The following is a 26,987-nucleotide window of genomic DNA, read 5'->3' on the forward strand; positions in this document are numbered from 1 at the left end:
ATGTCCTCCGTCAGCAAAGTCACCGCTAACGAGCCGAAACGCGCCACCGCGCGTGCCGTCAGCAGCGCTGCTCCGGACGTCCAGGACACGCAGGACAACGGACACCGCAGCGAAGGCATCAGCATCGGCGTGATCCTGGGATTCCCGGCGGAGATTGCCGAGGAGCTCCAGCGCTGGCGTGCCTCTTTCGGTGATCCCATGGCAGGGGTCATCCCGGCGCACATCACGCTGGTGACGACCACCATGACGCAGGACTGGGAAGCGACCCGCAGCCACGTGCGTGACATCGCGGGCCGGCAGGAGCCCTTCAACGTGACCATCGCGGGGACGGGATCGTTCCGGCCAGTGTCCCCGGTGGTTTTCCTGAACGTCGAGGACGGCTTCGGGGACTGTGTGAGCCTGCACCGGCAGCTGCAGTCCGGTCCGCTGGAGCGCGAGCTGCCGTTCGACTACCACCCGCACGTCACGGTGGCCCACGACGTCGCCCCGGAAAGCCTCGATGAGGCTGAAGCGGTCCTCAAGGATTACAGGGCCACGTTCCCGGTGGCTAGCATGGGACTCTACGAGCACGACGACAACGGCATTTGGCAGCTACGGGAAGAGCTTGATTTTGGGACCAAACTTGACCACGACAGAGGCCCGGACGGCACCGCAGACGCCCGATAAGCCGCCGCTTCCCACCGATCTGGCCGGGCTGAAACTGGAAGTCATCCGCAAGAGGGTCGAATGGGGCAAGGTTCGGCGCTCCGGCGGCGGGACAGTCGCGGCCCTGACGGCGCTGATGATGTGGCTCCTGGCCAAGCTCAACATGCTCCTGCCAATGCGCGCATACTCGCACTACCTCCGCCAGCGCGGCCCCCTGTTGAGTGCCGGCATCGGTTTCCGGATGTTTTTCTCCATCACAGGCCTGTTGGCCACCGGCTTGTCCCTGGCCGGCTTGGTCCTCAGCGACCGTCCGGCCCTGCTGGACCAGGTCATCAAGAGTGTGGCCGCCGCCGCGCCGGGCCTGCTGCAGGTCAACGGCAGCGAGGGGCTGGTTGATCCCTATGAACTGCTGAACCCCACCAGCCTGGGCTGGGCCGCCGGGATCGCCGCCCTGGTTACGGTGTTCACGTCGCTGGGCTGGATCAGCGGCATCCGCGACGGTACGCGGAGCATGATGCAGCTCGGACCTCTGGTGATGAATCCGATCCTGCAGATCCTCAAGGACATCGGCACGCTGCTATTGCTGGGGGTGGCCCTGGTGGTCAGCTCCGCAGCCTCGCTGATCTTCGGCACGGCCGCCGGATGGGTGACCGAGCAGTTGGGCCTCGATCCGATAGTGGCCGGGCCGCTGACGACCTCCGTCACTATCCTCGTGCCGCTGCTGCTCGGCTGGGGCACGGCCCTGATTATGTACCGGGTGGCTGCGGGGCTGAAGCCGGCCTGGCGCTCCCTGCTGGAGGGGACCACCCTCGCCGCGGTGGGCACCACGATTCTGCAGATCTTCAGCACCCAGCTGCTGGCCAGCGCGGGCAAGAACCCCATTCTGGCCCCTTTCGCTATCATCATCGGCCTGCTGATCTGGTTCAACCTGGTCAGCCAGGTTTACGTGATCTGCGCCGCGTGGGTGGCGATCCGGGAGGAAGACCTCAAGGCCGGGCCCGCCGCCGCGACCACCGGGTGGGGGGCCCGGCGCGTCCAGCCGGGCAAGACGCCGGTGGAACCCCGGGGCCGCCGCAGGTCGCTGGCCGCCGCGTTCAGGCGTCGAGGTACTGGTCGGCCCACGCCGAAATAATCTTCGCGGCCCTGGCCGCCTGGCCCTTGGCCGTCAACAGGTGGTCGCTGCCCTCGAGGGACACGAAGCTGCGCGGATGCCGCGCCGTCTGGAAAATCGTGCTGGCGTTCTCGATTCCCACGGTGTTGTCCGTGGGGGAGTGCAGCACCAGGAGCGGCTTCCCGAGCCGCCGGATGCAGTCCGTGAGGTCCGCATTCTCAAGGTCCTCCACGAAGTGTCGGCGGATCTCCACCCTTTTGCCGCCCAGATCCACTTCCGCGCTTCCCTCACTGAGGATCCGGTCCAGGGCGGCGTCGAAGACGTGCGCCACGTGCTTGGGCGAGAACGGCGCCCCTACCGTCGCAACGGCGTCGAGCTCCGGGATCGCGCCGGCGGCGGCCAGGACGGCGGCCCCGCCGAAGGAGTGCCCGACGAGCAGCGAGACGGGCCGGCCGGTCTCCCGCATGAATTCGGCCGCCTTGACGGTGTCGGCCACCTTGTGGCTGAAGGACCCCTCGGACCACAGGCCCGCGGATTCGCCGAGGCCCAAGTTGTCGAACCGGAGCATGCCCACCCCGTTGTCCGCCAGGGCCTTGCACATCCGCGACGCCGAGGGACTGTCCTTGCCCAGGGTGAAGCCGTGCGAGAACACGCCCCAGCCCTTCACCGGGCCCTCCGGGACATCGACGATGCCGGAGAGCAGTTCGCCGGTGGAACCCTGGAACGAGACTTTTTCGGAGCGGGACATACTGTCCCCTTTCGTTGAGTGGGGGAACGACGACGGCGCCCCCACCCAAAAGGTGAGAGGCGCCGTCGTCTGTTGCTTTTTGGTTCTTGTAGAGCTAACGCTAGATCTTGCGGGACAGGATGGCCTGCTTGACCTCGGCGATGGCCTGCGTGACCTGAATACCGCGGGGGCATGCCTCGGTGCAGTTGAAGGTGGTGCGGCAGCGCCACACGCCTTCCTTGTCGTTGAGGATCTCCAGGCGCATGTCGCCGGCATCGTCGCGGGAATCGAAGATGAACCGGTGGGCGTTGACGATCGCGGCCGGGCCGAAGTACTGGCCGTCGGTCCAGAACACCGGGCAGGACGAGGTGCACGCGGCGCAGAGGATGCACTTGGTGGTGTCGTCGAACCGTTCGCGGTCCTCGGCGGACTGCAGGCGTTCCTTGGTGGGCTCGTGGCCCCGGTTGATGAGGAAGGGCATGACCTCACGGAAGGACTGGAAGAACGGCTCCATGTCCACGATCAGGTCCTTCTCCACCGGGAGGCCCTTGATCGGCTCGACCGTGATGGGCTTGGACGTGTCCAGGTCCTTCAGCAGGGTCTTGCAGGCGAGGCGGTTGCGGCCGTTGATGCGCATGGCATCGGAGCCGCAGACGCCGTGGGCACAGGAACGGCGGAAGGAGACGCTGCCGTCCATCTCCCACTTGATCTTGTGCAGGGCGTCGAGGACGCGGTCGGTGCCGTACATGGTGACCTTGAAGTCATCCCACGTGGCGTCCTCGGAGACCTCGGGGTTGTAGCGGCGCACGCGCAGCGTGACGTCGAAGGACGGGATCTCCCCGCCGCCACCGATGTGGGCGGGCAGTTCGATCTTGGAGGCTGGCTCAGCGAGTTCAGCGGTCATCTTAGTACTTCCTCACCATCGGCTCGTAACGCGTAAAGACCACCGGTTTGGTGGCAAGCCGGATGCCGGCAATGGCCTCCGCGGAGCCATCCGCCGGAGCATGCTCATCCTTGTACGCCATGGAGTGCTTCATGAATTTTTCGTCGTCGCGCTCGGGGAAGTCCTCGCGGAAGTGTCCGCCGCGGGATTCCTCGCGGTGCAGGGCCGCCACGGTCATGACCTTGGCGAGTTCCAGCAGGAAGCCCAGTTCCACGGCCTCCAGGAGATCCAGGTTGAAGCGCTTGCCCTTGTCCTGGACGCTGATGCGCTGGTACCGCTCCTCGAAGGAGGCGATGTCCGTCAGGACCTGGTTCAGCGTCTCGGCAGTGCGGAACACCTGCATGTTGGCGTCCATGGTGTCCTGCAGTTCCTTGCGGATCGCAGCGACCTTCTCGGTGCCGTCAGAGGTGCGGACGTGGTTCAGCAGGTCCAGCGTGTAGGCTTCCGGGTCACCTGGGAGTTCCACGAAATCGGCGGTCTTGGCGTACTCCGCGGCGGCGATGCCGGCGCGCTTGCCGAAGACGTTGATGTCCAGCAGCGAGTTGGTGCCCAGGCGGTTGGAGCCGTGCACGGAGACGCAGGCAACCTCACCGGCGGCGTAGAGGCCCGGGACGACGGTGTCGTTGTCCTGGAGCACCTCGGCGCTGATGTTGGTGGGGATGCCGCCCATGGCGTAGTGCGCGGTCGGGAAGACCGGAACCGGCTCCGTGTACGGCTCGACACCCAGGTAGGTGCGGGCGAACTCGGTGATGTCCGGCAGCTTGGCGTCGATGTGCGCCGGCTCAAGGTGCGTCAGGTCCAGGAGGACGTAGTCCTTGTTCGGGCCGCAGCCGCGTCCCTCACGGACTTCGTTGGCCATGGAGCGGGCCACGATGTCGCGGGGGGCGAGGTCCTTGATGGTCGGGGCGTAGCGCTCCATGAAGCGCTCACCCTCGGAGTTACGCAGGATCGCGCCTTCGCCGCGGGCAGCCTCGGAGAGGAGGATGCCCAGGCCTGCGAGGCCTGTCGGGTGGAACTGGAAGAACTCCATGTCCTCGAGGGGGATGCCGCGGCGGAACGCGATGCCCATGCCGTCGCCGGTCAGGGTGTGTGCGTTGGACGTCGTCTTGAAGACCTTGCCGGCGCCGCCGGAGGCGAACACCACGGACTTGGCCTGGAAGACGTGCAGCTCGCCGGAGGCGAGGTCATAGGACACGACGCCGGCAACGCGCTTCTGCTTGTACGGGGTGCCGTCCTCGCGGACCGCGTCTTCCTCGACGGTCAGCAGGTCAAGGACGTAGTACTCGTTGTAGAACTCGACGTTGTGCTTGACGCAGTTTTGGTACAGGGTCTGCAGGATCATGTGGCCGGTGCGGTCGGCGGCGTAGCAGGCACGGCGGACCGGGGCCTTGCCGTGGTCGCGGGTGTGGCCGCCGAAGCGGCGCTGGTCGATCCTGCCCTCGGGCGTGCGGTTGAACGGCAGGCCCATCTTCTCCAGGTCCAGGACGGCGTCGATCGCTTCCTTCGCCATGACCTCGGCTGCGTCCTGGTCAACCAGGTAGTCGCCGCCCTTGATGGTGTCGAAGGTGTGCCACTCCCAGTTGTCTTCCTCGACGTTGGCCAGGGCTGCACACATGCCGCCCTGCGCCGCGCCGGTGTGGGAGCGGGTGGGGTACAGCTTGGTCAGTACTGCTGTTCGGGCGCGCTGACCGGATTCGATCGCCGCGCGCATCCCGGCGCCACCGGCACCGACGATGACGACGTCGTACTTATGGACCTGCATACCAGACGCTCTTTCTCTCAAAATTCGCTAACAACACCGGCAGGCGGAGCCTGCCCGGTGAAATCTCGTGGAAATCCGTGGCCTGCACGGGGCAGGCAGGGATCGGTTGCCTCAAGGGCTGCGCCGCTACGGCGCGGGGCAGAACCCGCCGGGCAGCTGGACGCCGTTGACCACGGGGCACGGGTCAAAGGTGAAGATGACCAGGGTGCCGAGGATGATGATGACGGTGGTGGCTGCGTAGAGCACGATCTTCAGCCACAGACGCGTGGCGTCCTTTTCGGCGTAGTCGTTGATGATGGTGCGGACACCGTTGGTGCCGTGCAGCATTGCGAGCCACAGCATGGCCAGGTCCCAGATCTGCCAGAACGGGTCGGCCCACTTGCCGGCCACGAAACCGAAGTCGATCGCGTGGATGCCTTCGCCCACCAGCAGGTTGACGGTCAGGTGTCCGAAGATAAGGACCACGAGGACGACGCCGGAAAGCCGCATGAAGAGCCATGCGAGCATTTCGAAGTTCCCTTTGGAACTGCCGTTGCGGCGGTACTGCGGTGCAATCCGGTTGCTGCCTACCTTTGCGCTGGGCGCCTTTGCACTGCGCGGGCTCTGAATTTCAGTTGCACTCATGGCTAGTGACCTCCAAGGGCGAGGGAAAGGTGGCGGATGGAGAAGCCCACCATGACGACTGCCCAGAGAATCAGCACCGTCCACAGCATCTGGCGCTGGTACTTAGCGCCCTTCTTCCAGAAGTCGACGGCGATGATCCGCAGGCCGTTAAAGGCGTGGAACACGATCGCTGCGACAAGGCCCGTTTCACCCAGGGCCATCAGGGGGTTCTTGTAGGCGCCGATCACGGCGGTGTAGGCCTCGGGGGACACACGCACCAATGAGGTGTCCAGCACGTGGACCAACAAGAAGAAAAAGATCACTACACCGGTAATGCGATGTCCAACCCAGGACCACATGCCTTCACGGCCGCGGTACAAGGTGCCAGCTGGTTTTGTCGGCACTGAATAAACCTCCCTGCAACACAGCGGCGCTGGCATGGGATCCACGCGGGGGGAACGCCTGCTGCGAGAGCACTCGTAAGCTCAAGCCTAAATCTAGGCTTCGCTTACAGCTTATTCAATTCAGCCACCGGTCGGTGACGGCGCCCCGGCGGGGTTTTGCCCGAGTTTTGAGACTAACGCCACATTCCGTAGTCGCCCGGCGGCCTCCCCTGGGCTGGGGTGCACCCGCCCGGTTGCCCTGTCGGGTTACACGTTCCGGTGCGGCGTACGCCACTGAATCAAGGACGGGTGCACCACGTTCGGCTAAAGTAGCGGTGATGACTACAGACAAAGTGACACGCCAGGACTCTCCGCAGCATTCGGCCCAAGGCTCGGCCCTGGACCGGTTTATTGCGGTGATTCCGGCCGGCGGCGTGGGGACCCGCCTTTGGCCTCTGTCGCGGGCAGCAGCCCCCAAGTTCCTTCACGACCTCACGGGCTCGGGCAGCACCCTGCTGAGGTCCACCTACGACCGGCTCGAGCCGCTCGCCGGCAAACACATGCTCGTAGTGACGGGCATGGCCCACCGCGACGCGGTCTGCCGCCAGCTTCCGGAGATTGACGAAGCGGACCTGGTGCTGGAGAGCGAGCCCAAGGACTCCGGCGCAGCCATCGGTTTGGCCGCGGCCATCCTGCACGAGCGCGATCCGGACACCATCATGGGCTCCTTCGCGGCGGACCAGGTGATCAGCCCCGACGGACTCTTCCATGACGCCGTCCGGGAGGCCATCCACGCGGCCGCGGCCGGCAAGATCGTCACGATCGGCATCAAGCCCACGCACCCCTCCACCGGCTTCGGCTACATCCGGGCCGGGAAGAACCTCGGCGTGGGCGGAGCGCCCAGCGCCCAGGCTGTCGTCGAATTTGTGGAGAAGCCCAGCGAAGAGGTCGCCCAGGAGTACCTCGATAGTGGCGAATACGTCTGGAACGCCGGCATGTTCGTGGCTCCCGTCTCGCTGATGCTCAAGCACCTCGAAGCCAACCAGCCCGAGCTCTTCGCCGGGGTCCAGGAGATCGCCCGGGCTTGGGACACCCCGCAGCGCGACGAGGTCAAGGCCCGCGTCTGGCCCACCCTGCCCAAGATCGCGATTGACTACGCCGTGGCCGAACCCGCCGCCGCCGCCGGCGACGTCGCCGTCGTGCCCGGCACCTTCCGCTGGGACGACGTCGGGGACTTCGCCTCGGTAGGCCGGCTCAACAGCGCCAAGGAAGTCAAGGACGTCACCGTGATCGGCGACGGCGCACGCGTCTTCACCGAGGACGCCAGCGGGGTGGTGGTCTCCGACACCAAGCGCGTGATTGCGCTGATCGGGATCAAAGACGTGGTCGTGGTGGACACTCCCGATGCCTTGCTCGTAATGCACAAGGAACACTCCCAGCGCGTGAAGCAGGCCGTTGATGCCCTGAAGGCCAGCGGCGACACGGACGTCCTCTAGTTATTTTGACGTCCGCTCGTTTTCCGGCGTCCTCCGGGCCCTTCGGCCCTACCGGGGGCGCCGGAAGTGTTTCGCGATCCGTAACGCGCCGTACGCGATGCCGCTATTTTTTCTGCGCTCGCTAGAGTTATTCTGTGCGCAACTACTCAACTGAAGCTGAGCCCACCACGCTGGTGGGACCGTGGCTCGAGCCCCTGCTGCCGGAGCTGATCGCTTTCCGGCGGGACCTGCACGCACACCCGGAACTCTCCTTCAAGGAATTCCGGACCACGGACAAACTCGCAAAGCGCCTCGAGGACGCGGGTCTCAAACCCCGGCGCCTCGAAGGGACGGGCCTGACAGTCGACATCGGGGATGGTCCGATCGCCACCGCCCTGCGCGGCGATATTGACGCCCTGCCCATCATCGAGGAAACCGGCCTGCCGTTCGCTTCGAAGAACCACGGTGTCACCCACGCCTGCGGCCACGACGTGCACACGGCGACCATGCTCGGCGCCGCCCTGGTCCTGCAGAGGATGCACGAGGTGTCGCCGCTGCGCGGTTCCGTCCGGATCATCTTCCAGCCGGCCGAGGAAACCATGCCCGGCGGAGCCCAGAGCTGCATCGAGCAGGGCGTCCTTGAGGGTGTTCCCCGGATCCTGGCACTGCACTGCGACCCCCGGATCGACGTGGGCAAGATCGGTACCCGGATCGGTGCCATCACCTCGGCGTCGGACACCATCAAAATCGAACTGACCGGCCGCGGCGGCCACACCTCACGCCCCCACCTGACCGAAGAGCTCGTATTCGCCCTGGCACAGATCGCTGTTAACGTTCCGGCGGTACTGTCCCGCCGCGTCGACGTCCGCAGCGGCGTCTCGGTGGTCTGGGGCCACATCTCCGCCGGCTCCGCCCCCAACGCCATCCCGGCCAGCGGCTACATGGCAGGGACCATGCGCTGCCTGGACCGCGACGCCTGGCACAGCGCCGGCAAGATCCTCGACGAAGTGGTGCAGCAGATCGCGGCACCCTACGGCGTCGACGTGCACCTGGAACACACCCGCGGCGTGCCTCCCGTGGTGAATTCAGAACACGAGACCGCCCTGATCGAAGCCGCGGCCCGCGCCGAAATCGGCGAGAGTTCAGTGGTCCTGACGCCGCAGTCCATGGGCGGCGAGGACTTCGCCTGGTTCCTCGCGGACCTCCCCGGCGCCATGATGCGCCTCGGCACCAAGACCCCCGGCGGCGAGGAGTACGACCTGCACCGCGGCGACTACATCCTGGACGAACGCGCCCTTGGCCTCGGCATCCAGGTCCTCACCGCCGCAGCCCTTCGCACCATCCGCGACCTCTAGCTCCTGCAGCTACCCGCGACTCTGGCCTCCGCGGGCCGCCGATGTATCGGCTCCGAGTGTTCCTTCTGCTCACTCCTCCACTCCGGGGCAGGCCGCCGCGCTGAGCTTCCCCGCCTTTGCCGGCACGACGCCGGGACGCGCCGGCGGTGCGGGCGGACACGCCGTCGGCGCCTTGCGAACCTGGGGAAGTCCGGCGGGGGCCTGCGGCATTAGCCCCTTGCACGTCGGAGGCGAGGCTACAGGTTGGGCTATTAGGTTGTGCACAACTGAATTGTGCACAATTCAGTTGTGCGGTACGCTGGGTCCATGACCACGCAAGAAGGAGCCAGCCCTGCCGGCCCCGGGGCCCCGCGCCTGAACAGGCAGCTGTGCTTCGCGATGTACTCCGCCTCACGGGCCGCCACCGCCGCCTACCGGCCGATGCTTGACGAGCTGGGCCTGACCTACCCGCAGTACCTGGTGATGCTGGTGCTCTGGGAGGAGGATCCGCGCAGCGTCCGCGAACTGGGGGAGGAGCTGGGCCTCGACTCCGGCACGCTCTCCCCGCTGCTCAAGCGGCTGGAAGCGCTGGGCTTCGTGGAGCGGCGTCGGTCTGCCGCGGACGAGCGCCGGGTGGAGGTCTCCCTCACCGAGGCCGGGAAAGCGTTGAGCGCACGGGCCACGGGCATCCCGCAACGGCTCGCCGACGCGGCCGGGCTTTCGCCCGCAGAACTCGACCAGCTGCGCGAGACCCTCGGTCGGCTCGCCGCCGCGCTGCACACCCCCCGCTAGAGCCCCCATTCAAGCCTCGCGCCGCCCGCTCCCTGCGCCGCAAGCCGCCGACGTCGAAATCGCCGGAGGCGCGCGAGCTCGCCGCCGGCCACCAGATTTTCCCAACAGATTGGATCCCCATGAAGACTCTCTACACAGCCGAGGCCCTAGCCTCGGGCGACGGCCGCGACGGCACCGCCGTCACCAAGGACGGAAAGCTCAACGTGGCCCTGGCCAGCCCGGTGGAACTCGGCGGCGACGGCGCAGGCACCAACCCGGAGCAGCTCTTCGCCGCCGGGTACGCGGCCTGTTTCCACTCGGCCCTGCGCCTGGTCGGACGCCAGGCGAAGGCAGACCTGACGGATTCCGCCGTCGCCGCCCGGATCCACCTTGGCGCCCTCGGCGACGGATCCGGCTACGGCATCGCCGCCGAACTCGAGATTGCACTGCCCGCCGTGGACCGAAAGACGGCGGAGGCCCTCGTGGCCAGGGCACACGAAGTCTGCCCCTATTCCAATGCCACCCGAGGCAACATCACTGTCGACATCAAGATCCTGGAGGTCGCCGCATGAGCGCCAGCACCGAAACCACCGCCCTTCCCGCCGCCACCCGCGAAATCCAGCTGGCGTCCCGCCCGCACGGCCGCCCCGTGCCGGAGAACTTCCGCCTGGCCGAAACCGCGCTGCCCGAACTCCAGGACGGGCAGGTCCTGGTCCGCAACCTTTTCATGTCCGTGGACCCCTACATGCGCGGCCGGATGAACGACGTCAAGTCCTACTCGCAGCCGTTTGCCCTGGACACCGCTCTCGACGGCGGCGCCGTCGGCGAGGTCATCGCGTCCCGGTCCGCGGACCGTAAGGTGGGCGACGCCGTCGTCCATTCCCTGGGCTGGCGGAACTACGCCGTGCTCGACGCCGGAGCAACCACTCCCGCCCGCACCGACCTGGCCCCCGCGCAGGCCTTCCTGGGCGCACTGGGCATGACCGGCCTGACCGCCTACGCAGGCCTCCTGAAAGTCGCGGAGTTCAAGGCCGGCGAAGTCGTCTTCGTCTCCGGCGCGGCCGGTGCAGTCGGCTCGCTGGTGGGGCAGATCGCCAAGGCCATGGGGGCGTCCCGTGTCATCGGCAGCGCCGGCTCCCCGGAAAAGGTGGCACGGCTGCTGGAGCTCGGCTTCGACGCGGCCTTCAACTACCACGACGGCCCGGTGGGCGCGCAGCTCGCCGAGGCCGCCGGCGAACGCGGGATCGACGTGTACTTCGACAACGTCGGCGGGGAACACCTGGAAGCCGCACTGTCGGCTCTCACCGTGGGCGGCCGTGTGGCCATGTGCGGCGCCATCTCGCAGTACAACTCGACCGAGCCCACCCCGGCACCGCGGAACCTCATGCAAGCCATCGGCAAGCAGCTGACCCTCAAGGGATTCCTGGTCGGCGGCTACTGGCAGCACATGGCCGAGTTCGTCGGGACCATGTCCGGCTGGCTCGCCGACGGCACCGTGCGCTACGACGAGACCATCGTGGACGGACTGGAAAACGCCCCGCAGGCCTTCATGGATCTCCTCGACGGCGCCAACACCGGCAAGATGCTGGTCCGCCTCTAGCCCTGTCCGCACACAGCAAAGCCCGCACCGGAATTGCCGGTGCGGGCTTTGCTGTCTGTACTGCTTGGTAACAAGTTCTCAACAATCTGGGGAATCACTGTGAACTGTGCTACCTCGACGTGTCACAGGACACTAAAGTGGCTTGCATCAGTGCGCCTCGGCGCAGTGCTGCGAAATCCATCAGTGAAAACAGCGTTTCAGCGGCAATCCCGCCAACAGACACTCATTGAGCTCCCGTCGTAGCGCCTACTCTTTCTTCCTGGAGGAAAATTGAAGAACTCTCTGCGTGCAACCTTTAAGCGCGGTTCAATGGCCGGAGTCGCCACCGCCGGCGCGGCTGCACTTCTGCTGACCGGTTGCGGGGCCGCCCCGACGGCCAGCAGCACCGCGTCTGCCACGGCCAGCAACTACACAGGCTGCATCGTCTCCGACTCGGGTGGATTCGACGACCAGTCGTTCAACCAGTCCTCCTACGAAGGGCTGAAGAAGGCGGAGAAGGACCTGGGCATCAAGGTCAACCAGGCCGAGTCCAAGACCAACAACGACTTCGAGCCGAACCTCCGCGCCATGGTCACCGCCGGCTGCAACCTGACCGTCACGGTCGGCTTCCTGCTCGGCGACGCCACCAAGTCCCAGGCCACGGCCAACCCGAACAGCCACTTCGCCATCATCGACTTCGGCTACGAGACCCCGATCAGCAACGTCAAGCCGATCATCTACGACACGGCCCAGGCTGCCTTCCTGGCGGGCTACCTCGCAGCAGGCACCACCAAGACCGGAACGGTCGCCACCTTCGGCGGCATCAAGATCCCCACCGTCACCATCTTCATGGACGGCTACGCCGACGGTGTCAAGTACTACAACGAGAAGAACGGCAAGGACGTCAAGGTTCTTGGCTGGGACAAGGCCAAGCAGGACGGCTCCTTCACGGGTGACTTCGAAAAGCAGGACAAGGGCAAGCAGTTCACCCAGAACTTCCTGGACCAGGGCGCGGACATCGTGATGCCCGTCGCAGGACCGGTCGGCAAGGGCGCCGGCGCGGCCCTGAAGGAAGCCAAGGCAGCAGGCAAGGACGTCAAGCTCATCTGGGTTGACTCCGACGGCTTCCTCACGGCACCGGACTACAAGGACATCATGCTCTCCTCCGTCATGAAGCTGATGGGCGAAGCCGTCGAGACCGTTGTGAAGGAAGACACGGAAGGCAAGTTCAGCAACACTCCGTACGTTGGCACCCTCGCGAACGACGGCGTGCAGCTGGCTCCGTTCCACGACCTCGACTCCCAGGTCCCGGCCCAGCTCAAGTCTGACCTGGACCAGATCAAGAAGGACATTGCCTCCGGCAAGCTGAAGGTTGAATCCGCAGCCAGCCCGAAGGTCTAACCTCCTTTAGCTAAGCGCCACGGCCCGTACGGTCATCCACCGCACGGGCTGTGGCGCTTTTCGTTGAGCGGACTGACTCCGCTTCCGGCTGCAGGCACTACGCTGGTTCTGCAGCCCCATCATCCGTCCGGGCTCCAACCGCCGGACACTTCGAGATTGGTCAGAGTTTTGAAACTTGAACTCAAGGGGATCACCAAACGCTTCGGCTCCCTGGTAGCCAACGATCACATTGATGTGGTTGTTGAACCCGGGCAGATTCACTGTCTGCTCGGCGAGAACGGCGCGGGCAAGTCCACGCTGATGAACGTCCTGTATGGACTGTACGAGCCCACTGAGGGCCAGATCCTCATCGACGACAAACCCGTCACCTTCCGCGGCCCGGGCGACGCCATGGCGGCGGGCATTGGCATGGTGCACCAGCACTTCATGCTGGTCCCGGTTTTCACAGTTGCCGAAAACGTCGCCCTCGGCGCGGAAACCACCAAGGCCGGCGGATTCCTGAACCTGGACGACACCCGCCGAAAGATCAAGGAGATCTCCGACCGGTACGGCTTCGACGTCGACCCGGACGCCCTGGTCGAGGACCTTCCTGTCGGCGTGCAGCAGCGCGTCGAAATCATCAAAGCCCTGGTCCGCGACGCCAAGGTGCTCATCCTCGATGAGCCCACCGCCGTGCTGACCCCGCAGGACACCGATGAGCTGCTGGACATCATGCGCCAGCTCAAAAGCCACGGCACCTCAATCGTCTTCATTTCGCACAAGCTCCGTGAGGTCAAGGCCGTCTCCGACACCATCACGGTGATCCGCCGCGGCAAAGTGGTCGGCAGCGCCGACCCGGGCGCCTCGACGACGGAACTGGCCTCCCTGATGGTGGGCCGCGCCGTGAACCTGACCCTGGACAAGGCCCCCGCCAAGCCGCAGGAAACCACCTTCCAGGTCAAGGAACTCACCGTGATCGCCCCCAGCGGCCAGCATGTTGTGGACGGCATCAGCTTCGACATCGCACGCGGCGAGATCCTCGCCGTCGCCGGCGTCCAGGGCAACGGCCAGACGGAACTGACAGAGGCCATCCTGGGCCTCCAGGAACGCGCGCACGGCTCCATCCTGCTGGACGGCGAGGAACTGCTGGGCCGCAGCGTTAAGGACGTGCTGAACTCCGGCGTCGGCTTCGTGCCCGAAGACCGCTCGGTCGACGGCCTGATCGGCACCTTCTCGATCGCCGAAAACCTGATTCTGGACCGCTACGACAAGGCTCCGTTCGCCAAGGGCATCAGCATGAGCCCGGCCAAGGTCCTGGAGAACGCCAAGACCCGCATCGACGAGTTCGACGTGCGCACGCCGTCGGGTTCGCTGGCGGCCGGCACCCTCTCCGGCGGCAACCAGCAGAAGGTCGTGATGGCCCGGGAGCTCTCCCGGCCGCTGCGGCTCTTTATCGCCTCCCAGCCCACCCGCGGCGTGGACGTCGGATCCATCGAGTTCCTGCACAAGCGCATCGTCGCGGAGCGTGACCACGGCACCCCCGTGATGATCGTGTCCACAGAACTGGACGAGGTGATCGAACTCGCCGACCGGATCGCAGTGCTCTACAAGGGCAAGCTGGTCGGGATCGTCCCGGCAGGCACAGGACGCGACGTCCTCGGCCTCATGATGGCGGGCCTGTCCCCGCAGGACGCCCTCGCCGACGCCGCGAGCAAGCAGGCAGCCTCCCATCCCGGAGAAGTTCCCGCTGAGCAACCGGCCGAAAATGCCGCCGAGAACGCGGCCGACCCCGAAGCAACGAACCAGGCGCCCGCCGCCCAGCCCGTGCAGGAGCCCCGCTCCGGCGCCGTAGGAGACGACCATGAGTGAGAACAACGAGCCGCGACACTCGGCTGAACCGGATCCGGACCGGATTCCCAAAACCCAGTCCCCGGCCGGGGAGCCCCAGGACCCCCTGGAGGACGACGCCGATTTCGTCACCACGCTGGACACCGCCGGCGGGGCGATGCGGCCGTCGGCTGTCCCGGTCTCTGCCCAGAGCGGAACGCTGCCGGGGGCGGAAGAACCGGACTCGGTGCTGCGCAAGATCTTCACCGGCAACGGCATTGTGACCATCCTGGCCGTCCTCCTAGCCCTGATCCTCGGCGGGCTGCTCATTGCCAGCACGGACAAGGTCGTGGCGGCCACGTCGTCGTACTTCTTTGCCCGGCCCACAGACTTCCTCGCCGCCGTCTGGTCAGCCGCCACCGGCTCCTACGTCGCGCTTTTCCAGGGCTCGGTGTTCAACCCGCGGGGGAGTGGCGTCGGCGGACAGTTCGCTCCGCTGATGGAGACCCTCACCATCGCCACCCCGCTGATTACCGCCGGCCTCGGCGTCGCCCTGGCCTTCCGTGCGGGCCTGTTCAACATCGGTGCCCAGGGCCAGATCATCATGGCCGGCATCCTCGCCGCCTGGGTGGGCTTCGCGCTGCACCTGCCGGTGGGGCTGCACCTGTTGCTCGTCCTGCTCGCCGGCGTCGTCGGCGGTGCCATCTGGGGCGGACTCGTCGGTGTGCTCAAGGCGAAAACCGGAGCGCATGAGGTCATTGTGACCATCATGTTCAACTACATCGCCCTCTATTTCCTGCGCTACCTGCTGGACACGGATCTGTTCCAGCGGCCGGGAGAGACCACCCCGATTTCCCCGATCCTGGACCCGTCCGCGGTGTACCCGCAGATCTTCGGCAGCCAGTACCGGCTGCACCTTGGCTTCCTGCTGGCCATCGCGGCCACAGTGTTCGTCTCGTGGCTGCTGAACCGGTCAACGATCGGCTTCGAATTCCGCGCCGTCGGCGCCAACCCCAAGGCGGCACTGACCGCCGGAATCAACGTCCCCCGCGCCACCATCCTGGTGATGACCCTGGCCGGTGGCCTGGCCGGACTGGCCGGCGTCGCGCAGGTGGCGGGCACCGAAAAGGTCCTGACCGACGGTGTTGCGGCAACGTACGGCTTTGATGCCATCACCGTCGCACTGCTGGGACGTTCGACGCCGTGGGGCACGTTCGCCGCCGGCATCCTGTTCGGTGCCTTCCGCGCCGGTGCGGTCCAGATGCAGATCCAGACCGGCACCCCGATCGACATCGTCCTGGTGGTCCAGTCGCTCATCGTGCTGTTCATCGCGGCGCCGCCGCTGATCCGGGCGATCTTCGGAATGAACCCGCGCAAGAAGAAGGCCGCAACCGCCGGCAAGACCCAGAAGGCAGCAACCACCGGAGGTGCAGCATGAGCACAACAGCAACAGCGCCCGTCCCGGGTGGCCCGCAGGGAAAGCCGGAGCAGGCAAAGGAACCTAAGCAGACAGTGTCCGCCAAACCCGTCACCTGGAAGCTGCCGGTCACGCTGTCGGTGCTGGCCGTGCTCGCTTTCATCTTCTTTGGCTTGCTGGGCCCGCAGGCAACCGCCAAGTTCGGGGTTTCCTCCGGTGGCGACTTCTTCCAGCTCCCGGCGATCGAACTACCCGCGTTCCTGTCCGGGATCGTCCTCTCCTTGATCCTGGTGGGCCTCGCCGGCTACGCCCTGGTCCTGAAGGCTAGAGCGAACCGGCGGCCTCCGCGCTGGCTGCCGGTGGTGTTCACCGTAGTTTTCGTCGTTGCCTTCCTGATCTGGGTCGTCGGCGGCGCAAGGACTCCCAGCATCTCGCTGGCCGGCCTCATCGCCGGGTCCGTGACCCTCGCCGTGCCGATTGTCTTCGGTTCCCTCTCCGGTGTCCTGTGCGAACGCGCCGGCGTCGTGAACATCGCCATCGAAGGCCAGCTCCTGGGCGGTGCCTTCACCGCCGCGATCGTCGCCAGCATGACCGACAACCCCTATCTGGGCCTGCTTGCCGCCGCTGTGGCCGGGGCACTCGTGTCGATGGTCCTGGCGGTCTTCAGCATCAAGTACGTGGTCAACCAGATCATCGTCGGTGTGGTGCTGAACGTGCTGATCTCGGGCCTCACCGGCTTCCTGTTCAGCACCGTGATGCAGGCGAACAAGGAAATGTTCAACTCGCCCGGCCGGCTTCCCATCATCGAGATCCCGGTCCTGTCCAGCATCCCGGTCCTCGGCCCCATCCTCTTCAAGCAGTCCGTCGTGGGCTACCTGATGTACGTGGCCGTGATTGTCGTGTGGATCGGGCTGTTCAAGACGAAGTGGGGCCTCCGGGTCCGCTCCGTCGGTGAACACCCGCAGGCCGCCGACACGCTGGGCATCAAGGTCAACGCCACCCGCTTCTGGAACGTCACGCTCGGCGGCGCCGTCGCCGGAATCGGCGGATCGTTCTTCACCCTCGTGGCGATCGACAGCTTCACGAAGGAGATTTCGGGCGGCCGCGGCTTCATCGCCCTCGCCGCGATGATCTTGGGCCGCTGGAACCCGATCGGGGCGTTCTTCGCCGCGCTGCTGTTCGGCTTCGCCGACAACCTGCAAAGCATCGTGACGATCATCGGCACCCCGGTGCCGAGCCAGTTCATGGCCATGCTGCCGTACCTCGTGACCGTGTTCGCCGTCGCCGGACTCGTCGGCCGGTCGCGGCCGCCGGCCGCGAGCGGCATACCGTACGTCAAGGGTTGACCATGGACAGCGCCGACGTCGACTGGGCGGCCCTCGAGGCCGCCGCGGTCGCCGCTATGAAGAACGCCTATGCGCCGTATTCGAAGTTCGCGGTGGGGGCAGCAGCCCTCACCGCGGACGGCCGGATCGTCAGCGGCTGCAACGTCGAAAACGCCAGCTACGGACTGACCCTGTGCGCCGAATGCGCCCTCGTGGGCAATCTGCACATGACCGGAGGCGGCCTGCTCCGCGCCTTCTACTGCGTGGATGCCGGCGGCAACGTCCTTATGCCCTGCGGACGCTGCCGGCAGCTGCTCTACGAATTCCGGGCTCCCGACATGGAGCTCATGACCACCCAGGGAATCAAGACCATGGACCAGGTCCTTCCCGATGCCTTTGGCCCCCAACACCTGGAGGAACCCCGGTGACACCAACTCCCAAGACGACCGAAGCTTTCGACGCCGTCGACATCATCCGCATCAAGCGGGACAAGGGTGTGCTCAGCCCGGCCCAGATCGACTGGACGATTGACGCGTACACCCGTGGCGCCATCGCCGACGAGCAGATGGCAGCCCTGAACATGGCCATCCTGCTCAACGGCATGGACCGGGCCGAGATCTCCCGCTGGACGGCGGCCATGATCGCCTCCGGCGAGCGGATGGACTTTTCCAGCCTGCGGCGGCCCGACGGCGGCATGAAGGCGACGTCGGACAAGCACTCCACGGGAGGTGTCGGGGACAAGATCACCCTGCCGCTGGCACCCCTGGTCGCGGTCTTCGGCGTGGCGGTGCCGCAGCTGTCGGGCCGCGGCCTGGGCCACACCGGCGGCACCCTGGACAAGCTCGAAGCCATCCCGGGCTGGCGCGCGGACCTCAGCAATGAGGAAATGATGGCCCAGCTCCAGGATGTCGGCGCGGTCATCTGCGCGGCCGGCGCCGGACTGGCCCCGGCCGACAAGAAGCTCTACGCGCTCCGCGACGTCACCGGGACCGTCGAGGCGATCCCGCTGATCGCATCCTCGATCATGAGCAAGAAGATCGCCGAAGGCACCGGCTCGCTGGTGCTGGACGTCAAGGTCGGCAGTGGAGCCTTTATGAAGGACGAGGCGCGCGCCCGGGAACTCGCCGAGACCATGGTCGCATTGGGCAAGGACGCCGGCGTCAACACCGTCGCGCTGCTGACCAACATGAACACGCCCCTGGGCCTCACCGCGGGTAACGCGATCGAAGTTCAGGAATCCGGCGAGGTCCTTGCCGGCGGCGGTCCGGAAGACGTCGTCGAACTCACGGTCCGGCTCGCGGAGGAAATGCTGGCGTGCGCCGGCGTCCGCGACGCCGATCCCCGGGCTGCCCTGCGCGACGGCCGGGCCATGGACGTCTGGAACCGGATGATCGAGGCGCAGGGCGGCGACCCGCGGGCCAAACTTCCGGTCGCCAAGGAATCCGAGGTCATTTACGCCGCGGCCGACGGCGTCCTGGTGGAGCTCGACGCGATGGCCGTCGGTGTGGCAGCCTGGCGCCTCGGCGCCGGACGCGCCCGCAAGGAGGACCAGGTCCAGGCCGGAGCCGGGGTGCGGATGCACGCCAAGCCCGGCGCCACGGTCAAGGCGGGGGAGCCGCTCATGACGCTTCTGACAGACACCCCGGAGAAGTTCGAGCGCGCCAAGGAAGCACTAGAACACGCCGCAGTGATCGCTCCCGAGGGCTCCCGGCCCGCGCAGAAGCTCATCATCGACCGCATCGCCTAACCCCGGCTGACCACCGCCGCACCCGCGTTGCCCTATCACCTACGGTCCCTGTGCATCAGGTTTGGCCGCCACAAGTGATAGGGCGACGGGTGTGTCCGTAAGGCAACAGGGGCCGGCGGTACACTAACCCCACAGCAGTACCCTTGAAGCGCAGGCCCGGCTCCGGCCGAGCCTGCGCTTGAAGTATCTCTACTCGACGGACCTATCTGGCCCCGCCGGGCGTTAGGAAACTGTGCAGGCAATCAACGACTTCATCCTGGCCGCCGCGGGGCAACCCTGGGTGCTCTTCCTCGTGTTCGCGTGCTGTGTGATAGACGGCTTCTTCCCGCCCATTCCGAGCGAATCGGTCGTCGTGGGGCTCGCCGCGGTGGCCGCCACCGCCGACGTCCCCAACCCGGCGTTCCTGGCCGCGACAGCCGCCGCCGGCGCCTTTCTCGGCGACAACATCGCCTACGTGATCGGGCGCCGGACAGGAACGCAGCGCTGGGCCTGGATGCGCGGCCCCCGGATGCAGAGGGCATTCCGGTGGGCCGGCACCGAGTTGCGCAAACGTCCCGCCTCGCTGATCCTCGTGGCGCGCTTCGTGCCGATCGGCCGCGTCGCCGTCAACCTGACGGCCGGCGCCACCCACTTCCCGCGGTCACGCTTTATCGGGCTGACGGTGCTCTCCGCGGTGCTCTGGGCGTCGTATTCCGTCGCCATCGGCCTTTTCTTCGGCCAGTGGTTTGAAGAAAACCACTTGCTTGGGGTCATCGTCGCCGTGATCTGCGCGATCGGTCTGGGGATCCTGGTGGACCTGGTCATCAGCAGGCTGCGCGGGACGCTTCCCGAAGACGCCGGGCAGCCGGTCCCTCCGGCAGAGCCTTAGAAGGCGCAAAGCCCGAAACTGAGAAGATTTGTCCCGGCCGAAACGTAGCGCATCCTTGCCGGTCATGGGACACTGAAGAGCGCTTTTTCGTCACTTTCCTAGGAGCAACGCCCGCGTGGAATTTATCAATGAGGCTATACTCCATGCCGCGGGACAGTGGTGGATTTACCCGATTCTTACGCTCTTCTGCTTCATCGACGGTTTCGTTCCGATTCTGCCGAGTGAAACCCTGATCGTCGCCTTGGGTGCCCTCTCTGTCACGTCCGGCCAGCCGAATATGTGGTGGGTTATGGCCGCGGCCGCCGTCGGGGCCATTGCCGGCGACAACATGGCCTATCTCCTCGGCCGCCATGTTGGCGTCGAGCGCTTCCGGTGGATGCGCAAACCCAAGGTCCAGCGCGCCCTTGCCTGGGCGCGCTATGAACTCGACAAGCGCGGCGCCATGCTGATCTTCACGGCGCGCTACATCCCGGTGGGACGCGTGGCCGTCAACTGGATCGCCGGCACCACGGCCTACCCCCGCCGCCGGTTCGTCATCCTCGACGTCTTTGCCTCCATCACGTGGGTGGCCTACTCGGCGGGCATCGGCATCATTGCGGGCAACTGGGTCCACGAACACCCGCTGCTGGGGGTCGGGATCGCCATCGCCTTCGCGATCGTGCTGGGCATCGTGATCGACCACCTGCTGACCTGGCTGCACCGCTGGCGCGACACGAGGGGGGCTGCCGCGGCGGCCAGCCGGGCGGCGGGCCTCGCAGCCGATGCCAAGGCGGCACACGCCAAGACTGCGCAGACCATGACCACGCATACCGCGCCCGCTGCGCCCGCGCCGCTGGCGGCACCGGCCGACGTCGAGGCCTGATTCCGGCGGTCGGCCGCGGGCACAGGCTTGCCGGTTGCCCGGCCAGCTGACGGTTCGCCGCGCGCACGGCACCACCGGCTGGTGTTGCCCGGCGTCCGACCCTAAGGTTGGAACGTGACTGAGATAATTCTTGACGCTGCCCCTGACCTCGAATTCGACCTGAAGGGCCTCCCCAAGGTTTCCCTTCACGACCACCTGGATGGCGGACTCCGTCCGGCCACCATCATTGAACTTGCCGAGGCCGTGGGACACACGCTGCCCTCCACCGATCCCGTCGCCCTGGGGGAGTGGTTCCGCGAATCCGCCGACTCCGGCTCGCTGGTCCGCTACCTCGAGACGTTCGACCACACCGTTGCCGTGATGCAGACCAAGGAAGGTCTCTTCCGCGTCGCCAAGGAATTCGTCGAAGACCTCGCCGACGACGGCGTCGTCTACGGTGAAGTGCGCTGGGCACCCGAACAGCACCTGGCGAAGGGCCTGAGCCTGGACGAGGTCGTCGAGGCTGTGCAGGCCGGCCTCGACGCCGGTGTCGACGCCGTCGCCGAGACCGGCCGCGACATCCAGGTCGGCCAGCTGATCACCGCCATGCGCCATGCCGACCGCGGCCAGGAAATCGCCGAGCTCGCCGTCCGCCACCGCAACAACGGCGCCGTCGGCTTCGACATTGCCGGCGCCGAGGACGGCTTCCTGCCGTCCCGCTTCAAGGACGCCTTCACGTACCTGGCCCAGCACAACTTCCCGGTCACGGTCCATGCCGGTGAAGCTGCCGGACTCGAGAGCATCCAGTCCGCCCTGGTCGACGGGCGCGCCCTGCGCCTGGGCCACGGCGTCCGCATCGCCGAGGATGTCACCGTTGAATTCGAAGAGGACGAGGACGCCGCCGGCAGCGACCAGCTCGACGACAACATCGGCATGGTCACGCTCGGTGAGCTCGCCAGCTGGGTCCGCGACCGCGGCATCGCACTGGAGATCTGCCCCTCCTCCAACCTGCAGACTGGAGCCATCGCCGGCTTCGGCGAGGGAATCGAAAGCCACCCGCTGGACATGCTCTACCAGCTCGGCTTCAACGTCACGATCAACACCGACAACCGGCTCATGAGCGGCGTGACCCTCACGGACGAGTTCGAACTGCTGGTCGAGACGTTCGACTACGACCTCGACGACCTGCTCGAGCTCACGCTGAACGCGGCCGAGGCCGCATTCCTGCCGCTGGAAGAGAAGGAAGCCCTCGTCGAATACATCAACGAGGCCTACGCCGACCTTGGCTAACGAAAAATCCACCGCGGTGGGCGCGCTGGCCGGCTGCATCGCCGAACTGCGCGCCCACTGCCCCTGGATGGGTGCACTCACCCACGAATCCCTTGTGGAGTACCTCCTCGAGGAGGCCTACGAGGTGGCGGAAACCATCGAAACGGACGGCGGCGACGCCGAGTTGAAGGCCGAACTGGGCGACGTTCTGCTCCAGGTGGTCCTGCACGCCCGGCTCGCGCAGGAACGCAACTCCTTCGACCTCGACGACGTCGCCCGCGGCCTCACCGCCAAAATGATCCGCCGCAACCCGCATGTGTTCCGTCCTGACGGATCCCTGCAGGAGTCCTTCCCGGCGACGGTGGAGGAAATCGTCCGGACGTGGGACGCCGTCAAACGCTCGGAGCAGGTCCTGCACTCCGGGTCAGCACACTCCGGCGCTGGACCTTCCCGCGGACCCCTCGACGGCGTTCCCGGTGCCCTGCCGGCGTTGGCCCGGGCCCAGAAACTCCTGGACCGCGCCGAGCGGGCCGGCTCCGTTGTCCCGCTGTCCACGGCGCCGGTTGACGTCCCGGCGTCGGAGGAGGATCTCGGGGACCTGCTCTTCGCCATCGCGGCCAGCGCGCGTGCCCGGGGACTCGACGCCGAACGCGCCCTCCGCGGCGCGAACCGCCGCTTCCAGGTGAGCCGGCCACCGCCGCCGTCCCCGTAGACCGCCAAAATGACGTCCGGGGAATGGATAGGTTTCTGTAACTTATGCCACTCTCGACTAGGCTGTGTAACGACGAGGACGTCGGTTTTTCAGCTTGATTCCCAGCTTGATTTCCCATCAGATTCCCAGCAGATCGCTTCACCCAAAGGAGCCTATCCATGGCGCTTATCGATGCCATCCACGCCCGCGAGATCCTCGATTCCCGTGGCAACCCCACCGTAGAAGTTGAAGTCCTGCTTTCGGACGGCCAGATCGGCCGCGCGGCAGTTCCCTCCGGCGCCTCCACCGGCGAGCACGAGGCCGTGGAGCTCCGCGACGGCGACAAGGGCCGTTACCTCGGCAAGGGCGTCCAGAAGGCCGTTGACGCCGTCATCGACCAGATCGCCCCGGCACTCATCGGTTTCGACGCCACCGACCAGCGCAGCATCGACCAGTCGATGATCGACCTGGACGGCACCGCCAACAAGAGCAAGCTCGGCGCCAACGCCATCCTCGGCGTCTCCCTGGCCGTCGCCAACGCAGCCGCGGCCTCCGCCGACCTGCCGCTCTACAAGTACCTCGGCGGACCGAACGCGCACGTCCTTCCCGTGCCGCTGATGAACATCCTCAACGGCGGCTCGCACGCCGACTCCGACGTCGACATCCAGGAATTCATGGTTGTCCCGCTGGGTGCCGAGACCTTCTCCGAGGGCCTGCGCTGGGGTGTTGAGGTCTACCACGCCCTCAAGGCTGTCCTGCAGGCCAAGGGCCTGTCCACCGGCCTCGGCGACGAGGGCGGCTTCGCGCCGAACCTGCCGTCCAACCGCGCAGCCCTGGACCTCATCCAGGAAGCCATCCGGAACGCCGGCTACACCCCGGGCCAGGATATTGCCCTCGCCCTGGACGTGGCCTCCTCCGAGTTCTTCAAGGACGGTGCCTACCAGTTCGAAGGCAAGTCCCTCAGCTCCTCCGAGATGAGCGCCTACTACGCCGAGCTCGTTGCCGACTACCCGCTGGTTTCCATCGAGGATCCGCTGGACGAAAACGACTGGGAAGGCTGGAAGACCCTCACCGACGCCATCGGCGACAAGGTCCAGATCGTGGGTGACGATCTCTTCGTCACGAACCCGGAACGCCTGCAGACCGGTATCGATTCGAAGACCGCCAACTCGCTGCTGGTGAAGGTCAACCAGATCGGTTCCCTGACCGAGACCCTGGATGCCGTCTCCCTCGCCCAGCGCGCCGGTTACACCACCATCACCTCGCACCGCTCCGGCGAGACCGAGGACACCACCATTGCCGACATCTCCGTTGCCACCAACGCGGGCCAGATCAAGACCGGTGCCCCGGCCCGCTCCGAGCGCGTTGCCAAGTACAACCAGCTGCTGCGCATCGAAGAGGAACTCGACGACGCCGCACGCTACGCCGGCCGGAGCGCTTTCCCGCGTTTCAACGGCTAGTAACCGCACGAACCGTGAACCGGTGGCTATGGTTGAAAGACCATGGCCGCCGGTTCTTTTTTGGCATCTGGTTCCGTGTCGGTGCCCGGCCCGGGCCACGGCGACCAGCACTGAGCAGCCCGATCAACACTGATCAGAACCGAACAGCACTGAACCAGCAAGCCGCAAGCCGGCCCGGTGGGCACCGGGCATTACAGGAGTGACATGGCTACCCGCCGACCCAAGGTTCCCCGGGCCACGCCTGCGGCCCCGAAGTCTCCGGACACTGGCGACGGCGGCGACGTCATCCAGGCTGATTTCGGCAGTTCCCGCGGTATCCAGCAGGAACCGGCCGGTGGGGCCGCCCCAAACTCCCGGACCGGCAACGCCGTCGCCGCCCGTCCGTCAGCAGCGCCGTCCGCCGCAACGCCGCCGGGCGGTCCCGGTCAGGCGAAAGCAAAGCAACACCCGAGCAGGAACGGCACGGGTGCGGGGGACAGCGCTGCGCCAGCCGAAGAGCACCCCGTTCCCGCCAAGGCCTTCTCGGGCCGCATGCTGGCGCTGCTCGTCGTCATGATTGCCATCACCATCATGCTGGCGCCCACGGTCAAGATCTTCTTCGAGAAGCGTGCCGAAATCGCCGCGCTTCAGGCGGACATTGCCGCTAAGCAGTCCCAGCAGGATGATCTCCGGCGGCAGGTCTCCCGGTGGCAGGATCCGAACTACGTGAAGCAACAGGCCCGCGACCGCATTAACATGGTTATGCCCGGCGAAACGGGCTACTGGGTTTTCGGCAGCGATCTACCTGCCGGATCGTCCGGTGGCGCTGCCGGTGCAGGATCAGCCCAAGACCCGGCCGAGCTGCCCTGGGTGGACTCCCTTTGGGAATCCATCCGGCGCTCGGCAACAGACTAAGCAGCGGCGCCCGCCGCAGGATTGTCCGCCGGACAAACCAGACAGGGCAGGAAGGTGCCGCCCCCGTGGACGAGAACCGAGTGGACGAGACCCCCACGTCAGTGGACCGGAGCACAGAGACCCCGGGCACCCCGGATCCCTCCCGCTCCCCGGGGGAATCCCGCAGGCCTTCGTCCCGCGACCTCGATGTCCTGAGCCGGCAGCTGGGGCGCCCGGTGCGCGACGTCGTCGAGATCCCTGCCCGCTGCGTCTGCGGCAATCCGCTCGTGGCGGCCACCTCCCCGCGGCTGAGCAACGGCACACCGTTCCCCACCACCTTCTACCTCACGCACCCCGTCATCACCTCGGCGGTGTCGCGGCTGGAGGCGGCGGGCCTGATGAACGAGATGAACGAACGGCTCGGAGGAGACGGCACCCTGGCCGCGGACTACCGCTCCGCCCACGAGGCTTACCTGGCGTCCCGCGCTGAGATCGGCGCCCGGTCCGGGATCGGAGCCGTGCCCGAAATTGACGGCATCTCCGCCGGCGGAATGCCTACGCGCGTCAAATGCCTGCACGTCCTGGTGGGCCATTCGCTCGCCGCCGGACCGGGCGTGAACCCGCTCGGCGACGAGGCCATCGCAGCCATCAGAGAGTGGTGGACCCAGGACAGGTGTTACTGCGACGGCGCATGGGACACCGGCGGCGAAGCCCCCTCGCAGGACCTCAGCAGGCACGGCCCGCAGGGTCTTCCGGAGATCGTGGGCAGGCCGGCCCCGGTCCGGAAGCCGCGCACCGAAGACCCCGGCAGCACGACCGACGTCGGCGGCAGCGGGGCCGGCCAGTGACCCGGGTGGCCGCCGTCGACTGCGGCACCAACTCGATCCGCCTGCTCATCGCCGACGCGGATACGGACGGCGCGACGCCCCGGCTGGCCGACGTCGTGCGCGAAATGCTCGTCGTCCGGCTCGGCCAGGGTGTGGACGCCACGGGCGAACTCGCCCAGGAGGCCCTGGACCGGACCTTCGCAGCCGCCGCGGACTACGCCGGGCAGATCCGCCGGCACGGGGCCGCCAAAGTGCGCTTCGTCGCGACCTCCGCCACCCGCGACGCCGGCAACCGCCGGGTTTTCGTCGACGGCATCCGCGAGATCCTCGGCGTGGAACCCGAAGTCATCACCGGGGACGAGGAAGCCGCGCTGTCCTTCGCCGGCGCCAGCAGCGTCCTGCCCTCCCGGGGCGAGGATCCCGTCCTCGTGGTCGATCTCGGCGGCGGCAGCACGGAGTTCGTACTGGGTAACGCCGACGGCGTCATCGCCGCCAGGAGCGTCGACATGGGCTGTGTCCGGATGACGGAACGCCACCTGCGCAGCGACCCGCCGACGGCGGAGCAGATCGCCGCGGCGGAGGCCGACGTCGACGCCGCCATTGATGAGGCGGCACGCACCGTCCCGCTGGACCGCAGCGCCGCCGTCGTCGGGGTGGCCGGTTCCATCACCACCATTACGGCCCACGCTCTGCGGCTGCCGGAATACTCCGCTAAGGCCATCCACGGTACTGAACTTTCGCTGGATGACGTGCGCAGGGCTTGCTCCGAGCTGCTCGCGATGTCACACGCAGAACGGGCCGCGCTGCCCTACATGCATCCCGGCCGGGTGGACGTGATTGGGGCAGGCGCACTCGTCTGGCGGCGCGTCCTGGAGCGGCTGGCCGAAGCCACGGACGGCAGGGTCGTTACGGCGGTCACCAGTGAACACGATATTCTTGACGGAATTGCCCTGAGTATCAGCTAGGCAGCAGGGCATCAGCTTGGCCTCAGGCCGGCTGGACTGCGTGCCCGGCGGACGCCCGGCCAGCCAGCGCCCATTCCCGAACCTCGCCCAGATCCCTCCGCGTTCCGCAGCGCCACCGTAACCGCAGCGCACTCTTACCGCAGCGCCACCAGCTGTCCGGCCGA

General features: G+C 66.7%; 26 protein-coding genes. 21 read left to right on the forward strand and 5 right to left on the reverse strand.

Going from position 1 to position 26,987, the window contains the following annotated elements; translation table 11 throughout:
- A complete protein-coding gene (locus AC1DF4_RS12225; RefSeq protein WP_476913148.1) occupies nt 1-666 on the forward strand; it encodes a 2'-5' RNA ligase family protein in 666 nt (221 codons plus the stop codon).
- Nucleotides 611-1,777, forward strand: coding sequence for a YihY/virulence factor BrkB family protein (locus tag AC1DF4_RS12230; protein ID WP_476913149.1), 1,167 nt, complete (start codon nt 611-613; stop codon nt 1,775-1,777). The genes AC1DF4_RS12225 and AC1DF4_RS12230 overlap by 56 nt, the downstream gene beginning before the upstream one ends.
- On the opposite strand, the gene AC1DF4_RS12235 is transcribed toward AC1DF4_RS12230, so the two are convergent.
- The 5 genes from AC1DF4_RS12235 to sdhC form a co-directional block, all read right to left on the reverse strand.
- Nucleotides 1,740-2,504: an alpha/beta hydrolase family protein gene (locus AC1DF4_RS12235; RefSeq protein ID WP_476913150.1), complete on the reverse strand. Its 765-nt coding sequence runs from the start codon at nt 2,502-2,504 to the stop codon at nt 1,740-1,742. The genes AC1DF4_RS12230 and AC1DF4_RS12235 overlap by 38 nt on opposite strands.
- Nucleotides 2,505-2,604: 100 nt before the next feature.
- Complete coding sequence (locus AC1DF4_RS12240) at nt 2,605-3,387, reverse strand: succinate dehydrogenase iron-sulfur subunit (RefSeq protein ID WP_056433008.1); 783 nt, start codon at nt 3,385-3,387, stop codon at nt 2,605-2,607.
- Between the two features lies 1 nt (nt 3,388).
- Nucleotides 3,389-5,188, reverse strand: a complete 1,800-nt coding sequence (sdhA, locus tag AC1DF4_RS12245; protein WP_441405733.1) for a succinate dehydrogenase flavoprotein subunit — start codon at nt 5,186-5,188, stop codon at nt 3,389-3,391.
- 126 nt (nt 5,189-5,314) lie between these two features.
- Nucleotides 5,315-5,812, reverse strand: coding sequence for a succinate dehydrogenase hydrophobic membrane anchor subunit (locus AC1DF4_RS12250; RefSeq protein ID WP_476913151.1), 498 nt, complete (start codon nt 5,810-5,812; stop codon nt 5,315-5,317).
- A gap of 2 nt (nt 5,813-5,814) precedes the next feature.
- Nucleotides 5,815-6,195 carry a succinate dehydrogenase, cytochrome b556 subunit gene (sdhC, locus tag AC1DF4_RS12255; RefSeq protein WP_082492811.1) on the reverse strand — a complete coding sequence of 127 codons (381 nt, stop codon included), beginning with the start codon at nt 6,193-6,195 and terminating at the stop codon, nt 5,815-5,817.
- 317 nt (nt 6,196-6,512) lie between these two features.
- On the opposite strand from sdhC, the gene AC1DF4_RS12260 reads away from it, so the two are divergent.
- The 19 genes from AC1DF4_RS12260 (at nt 6,513) to AC1DF4_RS12350 (ending at nt 26,823) form a co-directional block, all read left to right on the forward strand.
- The gene (locus tag AC1DF4_RS12260) at nt 6,513-7,670 is read left to right on the forward strand and encodes a mannose-1-phosphate guanylyltransferase (RefSeq protein WP_476913152.1); all 1,158 of its coding nucleotides are present in this window, start codon (nt 6,513-6,515) and stop codon (nt 7,668-7,670) included.
- 134 nt (nt 7,671-7,804) lie between these two features.
- On the forward strand, nt 7,805-9,004 hold the full coding sequence (locus AC1DF4_RS12265; RefSeq protein WP_476913153.1) for an amidohydrolase: 1,200 nt from the start codon (nt 7,805-7,807) through the stop codon (nt 9,002-9,004).
- A gap of 306 nt (nt 9,005-9,310) precedes the next feature.
- A complete protein-coding gene (locus tag AC1DF4_RS12270; protein WP_476913154.1) occupies nt 9,311-9,775 on the forward strand; it encodes a MarR family winged helix-turn-helix transcriptional regulator in 465 nt (154 codons plus the stop codon).
- 119 nt (nt 9,776-9,894) lie between these two features.
- A complete protein-coding gene (locus AC1DF4_RS12275) occupies nt 9,895-10,326 on the forward strand; it encodes an organic hydroperoxide resistance protein (protein WP_476913155.1) in 432 nt (143 codons plus the stop codon).
- Entirely contained in the window at nt 10,323-11,354 is a 1,032-nt protein-coding gene (locus AC1DF4_RS12280; protein WP_476913156.1) for an NADP-dependent oxidoreductase, read from the forward strand. The genes AC1DF4_RS12275 and AC1DF4_RS12280 overlap by 4 nt, the downstream gene beginning before the upstream one ends.
- 270 nt (nt 11,355-11,624) lie before the next feature.
- The gene (locus AC1DF4_RS12285; RefSeq protein WP_476913157.1) at nt 11,625-12,734 is read left to right on the forward strand and encodes a BMP family lipoprotein; all 1,110 of its coding nucleotides are present in this window, start codon (nt 11,625-11,627) and stop codon (nt 12,732-12,734) included.
- Between the two features lie 168 nt (nt 12,735-12,902).
- Nucleotides 12,903-14,582, forward strand: a complete 1,680-nt coding sequence (locus tag AC1DF4_RS12290; RefSeq protein WP_476913158.1) for an ABC transporter ATP-binding protein — start codon at nt 12,903-12,905, stop codon at nt 14,580-14,582.
- Nucleotides 14,575-15,978, forward strand: coding sequence for an ABC transporter permease (locus tag AC1DF4_RS12295; protein WP_476913159.1), 1,404 nt, complete (start codon nt 14,575-14,577; stop codon nt 15,976-15,978). Before AC1DF4_RS12290 ends, AC1DF4_RS12295 begins: the two co-directional genes overlap by 8 nt.
- The gene (locus tag AC1DF4_RS12300; RefSeq protein WP_476913160.1) at nt 15,975-17,303 is read left to right on the forward strand and encodes an ABC transporter permease; all 1,329 of its coding nucleotides are present in this window, start codon (nt 15,975-15,977) and stop codon (nt 17,301-17,303) included. The genes AC1DF4_RS12295 and AC1DF4_RS12300 overlap by 4 nt, the downstream gene beginning before the upstream one ends.
- Nucleotides 17,304-17,305: 2 nt before the next feature.
- Nucleotides 17,306-17,710 (forward strand): cytidine deaminase, encoded by a 405-nt coding sequence (locus AC1DF4_RS12305; RefSeq protein WP_476913161.1) that lies wholly within the window; start codon nt 17,306-17,308, stop codon nt 17,708-17,710.
- Nucleotides 17,707-19,029, forward strand: coding sequence for a thymidine phosphorylase (locus AC1DF4_RS12310; RefSeq protein WP_476913162.1), 1,323 nt, complete (start codon nt 17,707-17,709; stop codon nt 19,027-19,029). Before AC1DF4_RS12305 ends, AC1DF4_RS12310 begins: the two co-directional genes overlap by 4 nt.
- Nucleotides 19,030-19,261: 232 nt before the next feature.
- Nucleotides 19,262-19,897: a DedA family protein gene (locus AC1DF4_RS12315; RefSeq protein WP_476913163.1), complete on the forward strand. Its 636-nt coding sequence runs from the start codon at nt 19,262-19,264 to the stop codon at nt 19,895-19,897.
- Nucleotides 19,898-20,012: 115 nt separating this feature from the next.
- Nucleotides 20,013-20,759: a DedA family protein gene (locus AC1DF4_RS12320; RefSeq protein ID WP_476913164.1), complete on the forward strand. Its 747-nt coding sequence runs from the start codon at nt 20,013-20,015 to the stop codon at nt 20,757-20,759.
- A 114-nt stretch (nt 20,760-20,873) separates the two neighbouring features.
- Complete coding sequence (locus tag AC1DF4_RS12325) at nt 20,874-22,028, forward strand: adenosine deaminase (RefSeq protein ID WP_476913165.1); 1,155 nt, start codon at nt 20,874-20,876, stop codon at nt 22,026-22,028.
- A 67-nt stretch (nt 22,029-22,095) separates the two neighbouring features.
- Nucleotides 22,096-22,719: a MazG nucleotide pyrophosphohydrolase domain-containing protein gene (locus AC1DF4_RS12330; protein ID WP_476913274.1), complete on the forward strand. Its 624-nt coding sequence runs from the start codon at nt 22,096-22,098 to the stop codon at nt 22,717-22,719.
- Nucleotides 22,720-22,877: 158 nt separating this feature from the next.
- Entirely contained in the window at nt 22,878-24,158 is a 1,281-nt protein-coding gene (eno, locus tag AC1DF4_RS12335; protein ID WP_224048898.1) for a phosphopyruvate hydratase, read from the forward strand.
- A gap of 204 nt (nt 24,159-24,362) precedes the next feature.
- Nucleotides 24,363-25,052 (forward strand): FtsB family cell division protein, encoded by a 690-nt coding sequence (locus AC1DF4_RS12340; protein ID WP_476913166.1) that lies wholly within the window; start codon nt 24,363-24,365, stop codon nt 25,050-25,052.
- 101 nt (nt 25,053-25,153) lie between these two features.
- On the forward strand, nt 25,154-25,879 hold the full coding sequence (locus AC1DF4_RS12345; protein ID WP_476913275.1) for a DUF501 domain-containing protein: 726 nt from the start codon (nt 25,154-25,156) through the stop codon (nt 25,877-25,879).
- Nucleotides 25,876-26,823 carry a Ppx/GppA phosphatase family protein gene (locus tag AC1DF4_RS12350; RefSeq protein WP_476913167.1) on the forward strand — a complete coding sequence of 316 codons (948 nt, stop codon included), beginning with the start codon at nt 25,876-25,878 and terminating at the stop codon, nt 26,821-26,823. Before AC1DF4_RS12345 ends, AC1DF4_RS12350 begins: the two co-directional genes overlap by 4 nt.
- Nucleotides 26,824-26,987: the final 164 nt, after the last annotated feature.

The sequence above is a fragment of the Arthrobacter sp. 05N429 genome, from assembly GCF_056397045.1.

What these genes read in the sequence shown, in the direction of transcription:
- AC1DF4_RS12225 (WP_476913148.1), top strand. Translation starts at nt 1, where the DNA reads ATGTCCTCCGTCAGCAAAGTCACCGCTAACGAGCCGAAACGCGCCACC.
- AC1DF4_RS12235 (WP_476913150.1), bottom strand. Translation starts at nt 2,504, where the DNA reads ATGTCCCGCTCCGAAAAAGTCTCGTTCCAGGGTTCCACCGGCGAACTG.
- AC1DF4_RS12240 (WP_056433008.1), bottom strand. Translation starts at nt 3,387, where the DNA reads ATGACCGCTGAACTCGCTGAGCCAGCCTCCAAGATCGAACTGCCCGCC.
- sdhA (WP_441405733.1), bottom strand. Translation starts at nt 5,188, where the DNA reads ATGCAGGTCCATAAGTACGACGTCGTCATCGTCGGTGCCGGTGGCGCC.
- AC1DF4_RS12250 (WP_476913151.1), bottom strand. Translation starts at nt 5,812, where the DNA reads ATGAGTGCAACTGAAATTCAGAGCCCGCGCAGTGCAAAGGCGCCCAGC.
- AC1DF4_RS12260 (WP_476913152.1), top strand. Translation starts at nt 6,513, where the DNA reads ATGACTACAGACAAAGTGACACGCCAGGACTCTCCGCAGCATTCGGCC.
- AC1DF4_RS12270 (WP_476913154.1), top strand. Translation starts at nt 9,311, where the DNA reads ATGACCACGCAAGAAGGAGCCAGCCCTGCCGGCCCCGGGGCCCCGCGC.
- AC1DF4_RS12275 (WP_476913155.1), top strand. Translation starts at nt 9,895, where the DNA reads ATGAAGACTCTCTACACAGCCGAGGCCCTAGCCTCGGGCGACGGCCGC.
- AC1DF4_RS12280 (WP_476913156.1), top strand. Translation starts at nt 10,323, where the DNA reads ATGAGCGCCAGCACCGAAACCACCGCCCTTCCCGCCGCCACCCGCGAA.
- AC1DF4_RS12295 (WP_476913159.1), top strand. Translation starts at nt 14,575, where the DNA reads ATGAGTGAGAACAACGAGCCGCGACACTCGGCTGAACCGGATCCGGAC.
- AC1DF4_RS12300 (WP_476913160.1), top strand. Translation starts at nt 15,975, where the DNA reads ATGAGCACAACAGCAACAGCGCCCGTCCCGGGTGGCCCGCAGGGAAAG.
- AC1DF4_RS12305 (WP_476913161.1), top strand. Translation starts at nt 17,306, where the DNA reads ATGGACAGCGCCGACGTCGACTGGGCGGCCCTCGAGGCCGCCGCGGTC.
- AC1DF4_RS12330 (WP_476913274.1), top strand. Translation starts at nt 22,096, where the DNA reads ATGGGTGCACTCACCCACGAATCCCTTGTGGAGTACCTCCTCGAGGAG.
- eno (WP_224048898.1), top strand. Translation starts at nt 22,878, where the DNA reads ATGGCGCTTATCGATGCCATCCACGCCCGCGAGATCCTCGATTCCCGT.
- AC1DF4_RS12340 (WP_476913166.1), top strand. Translation starts at nt 24,363, where the DNA reads ATGGCTACCCGCCGACCCAAGGTTCCCCGGGCCACGCCTGCGGCCCCG.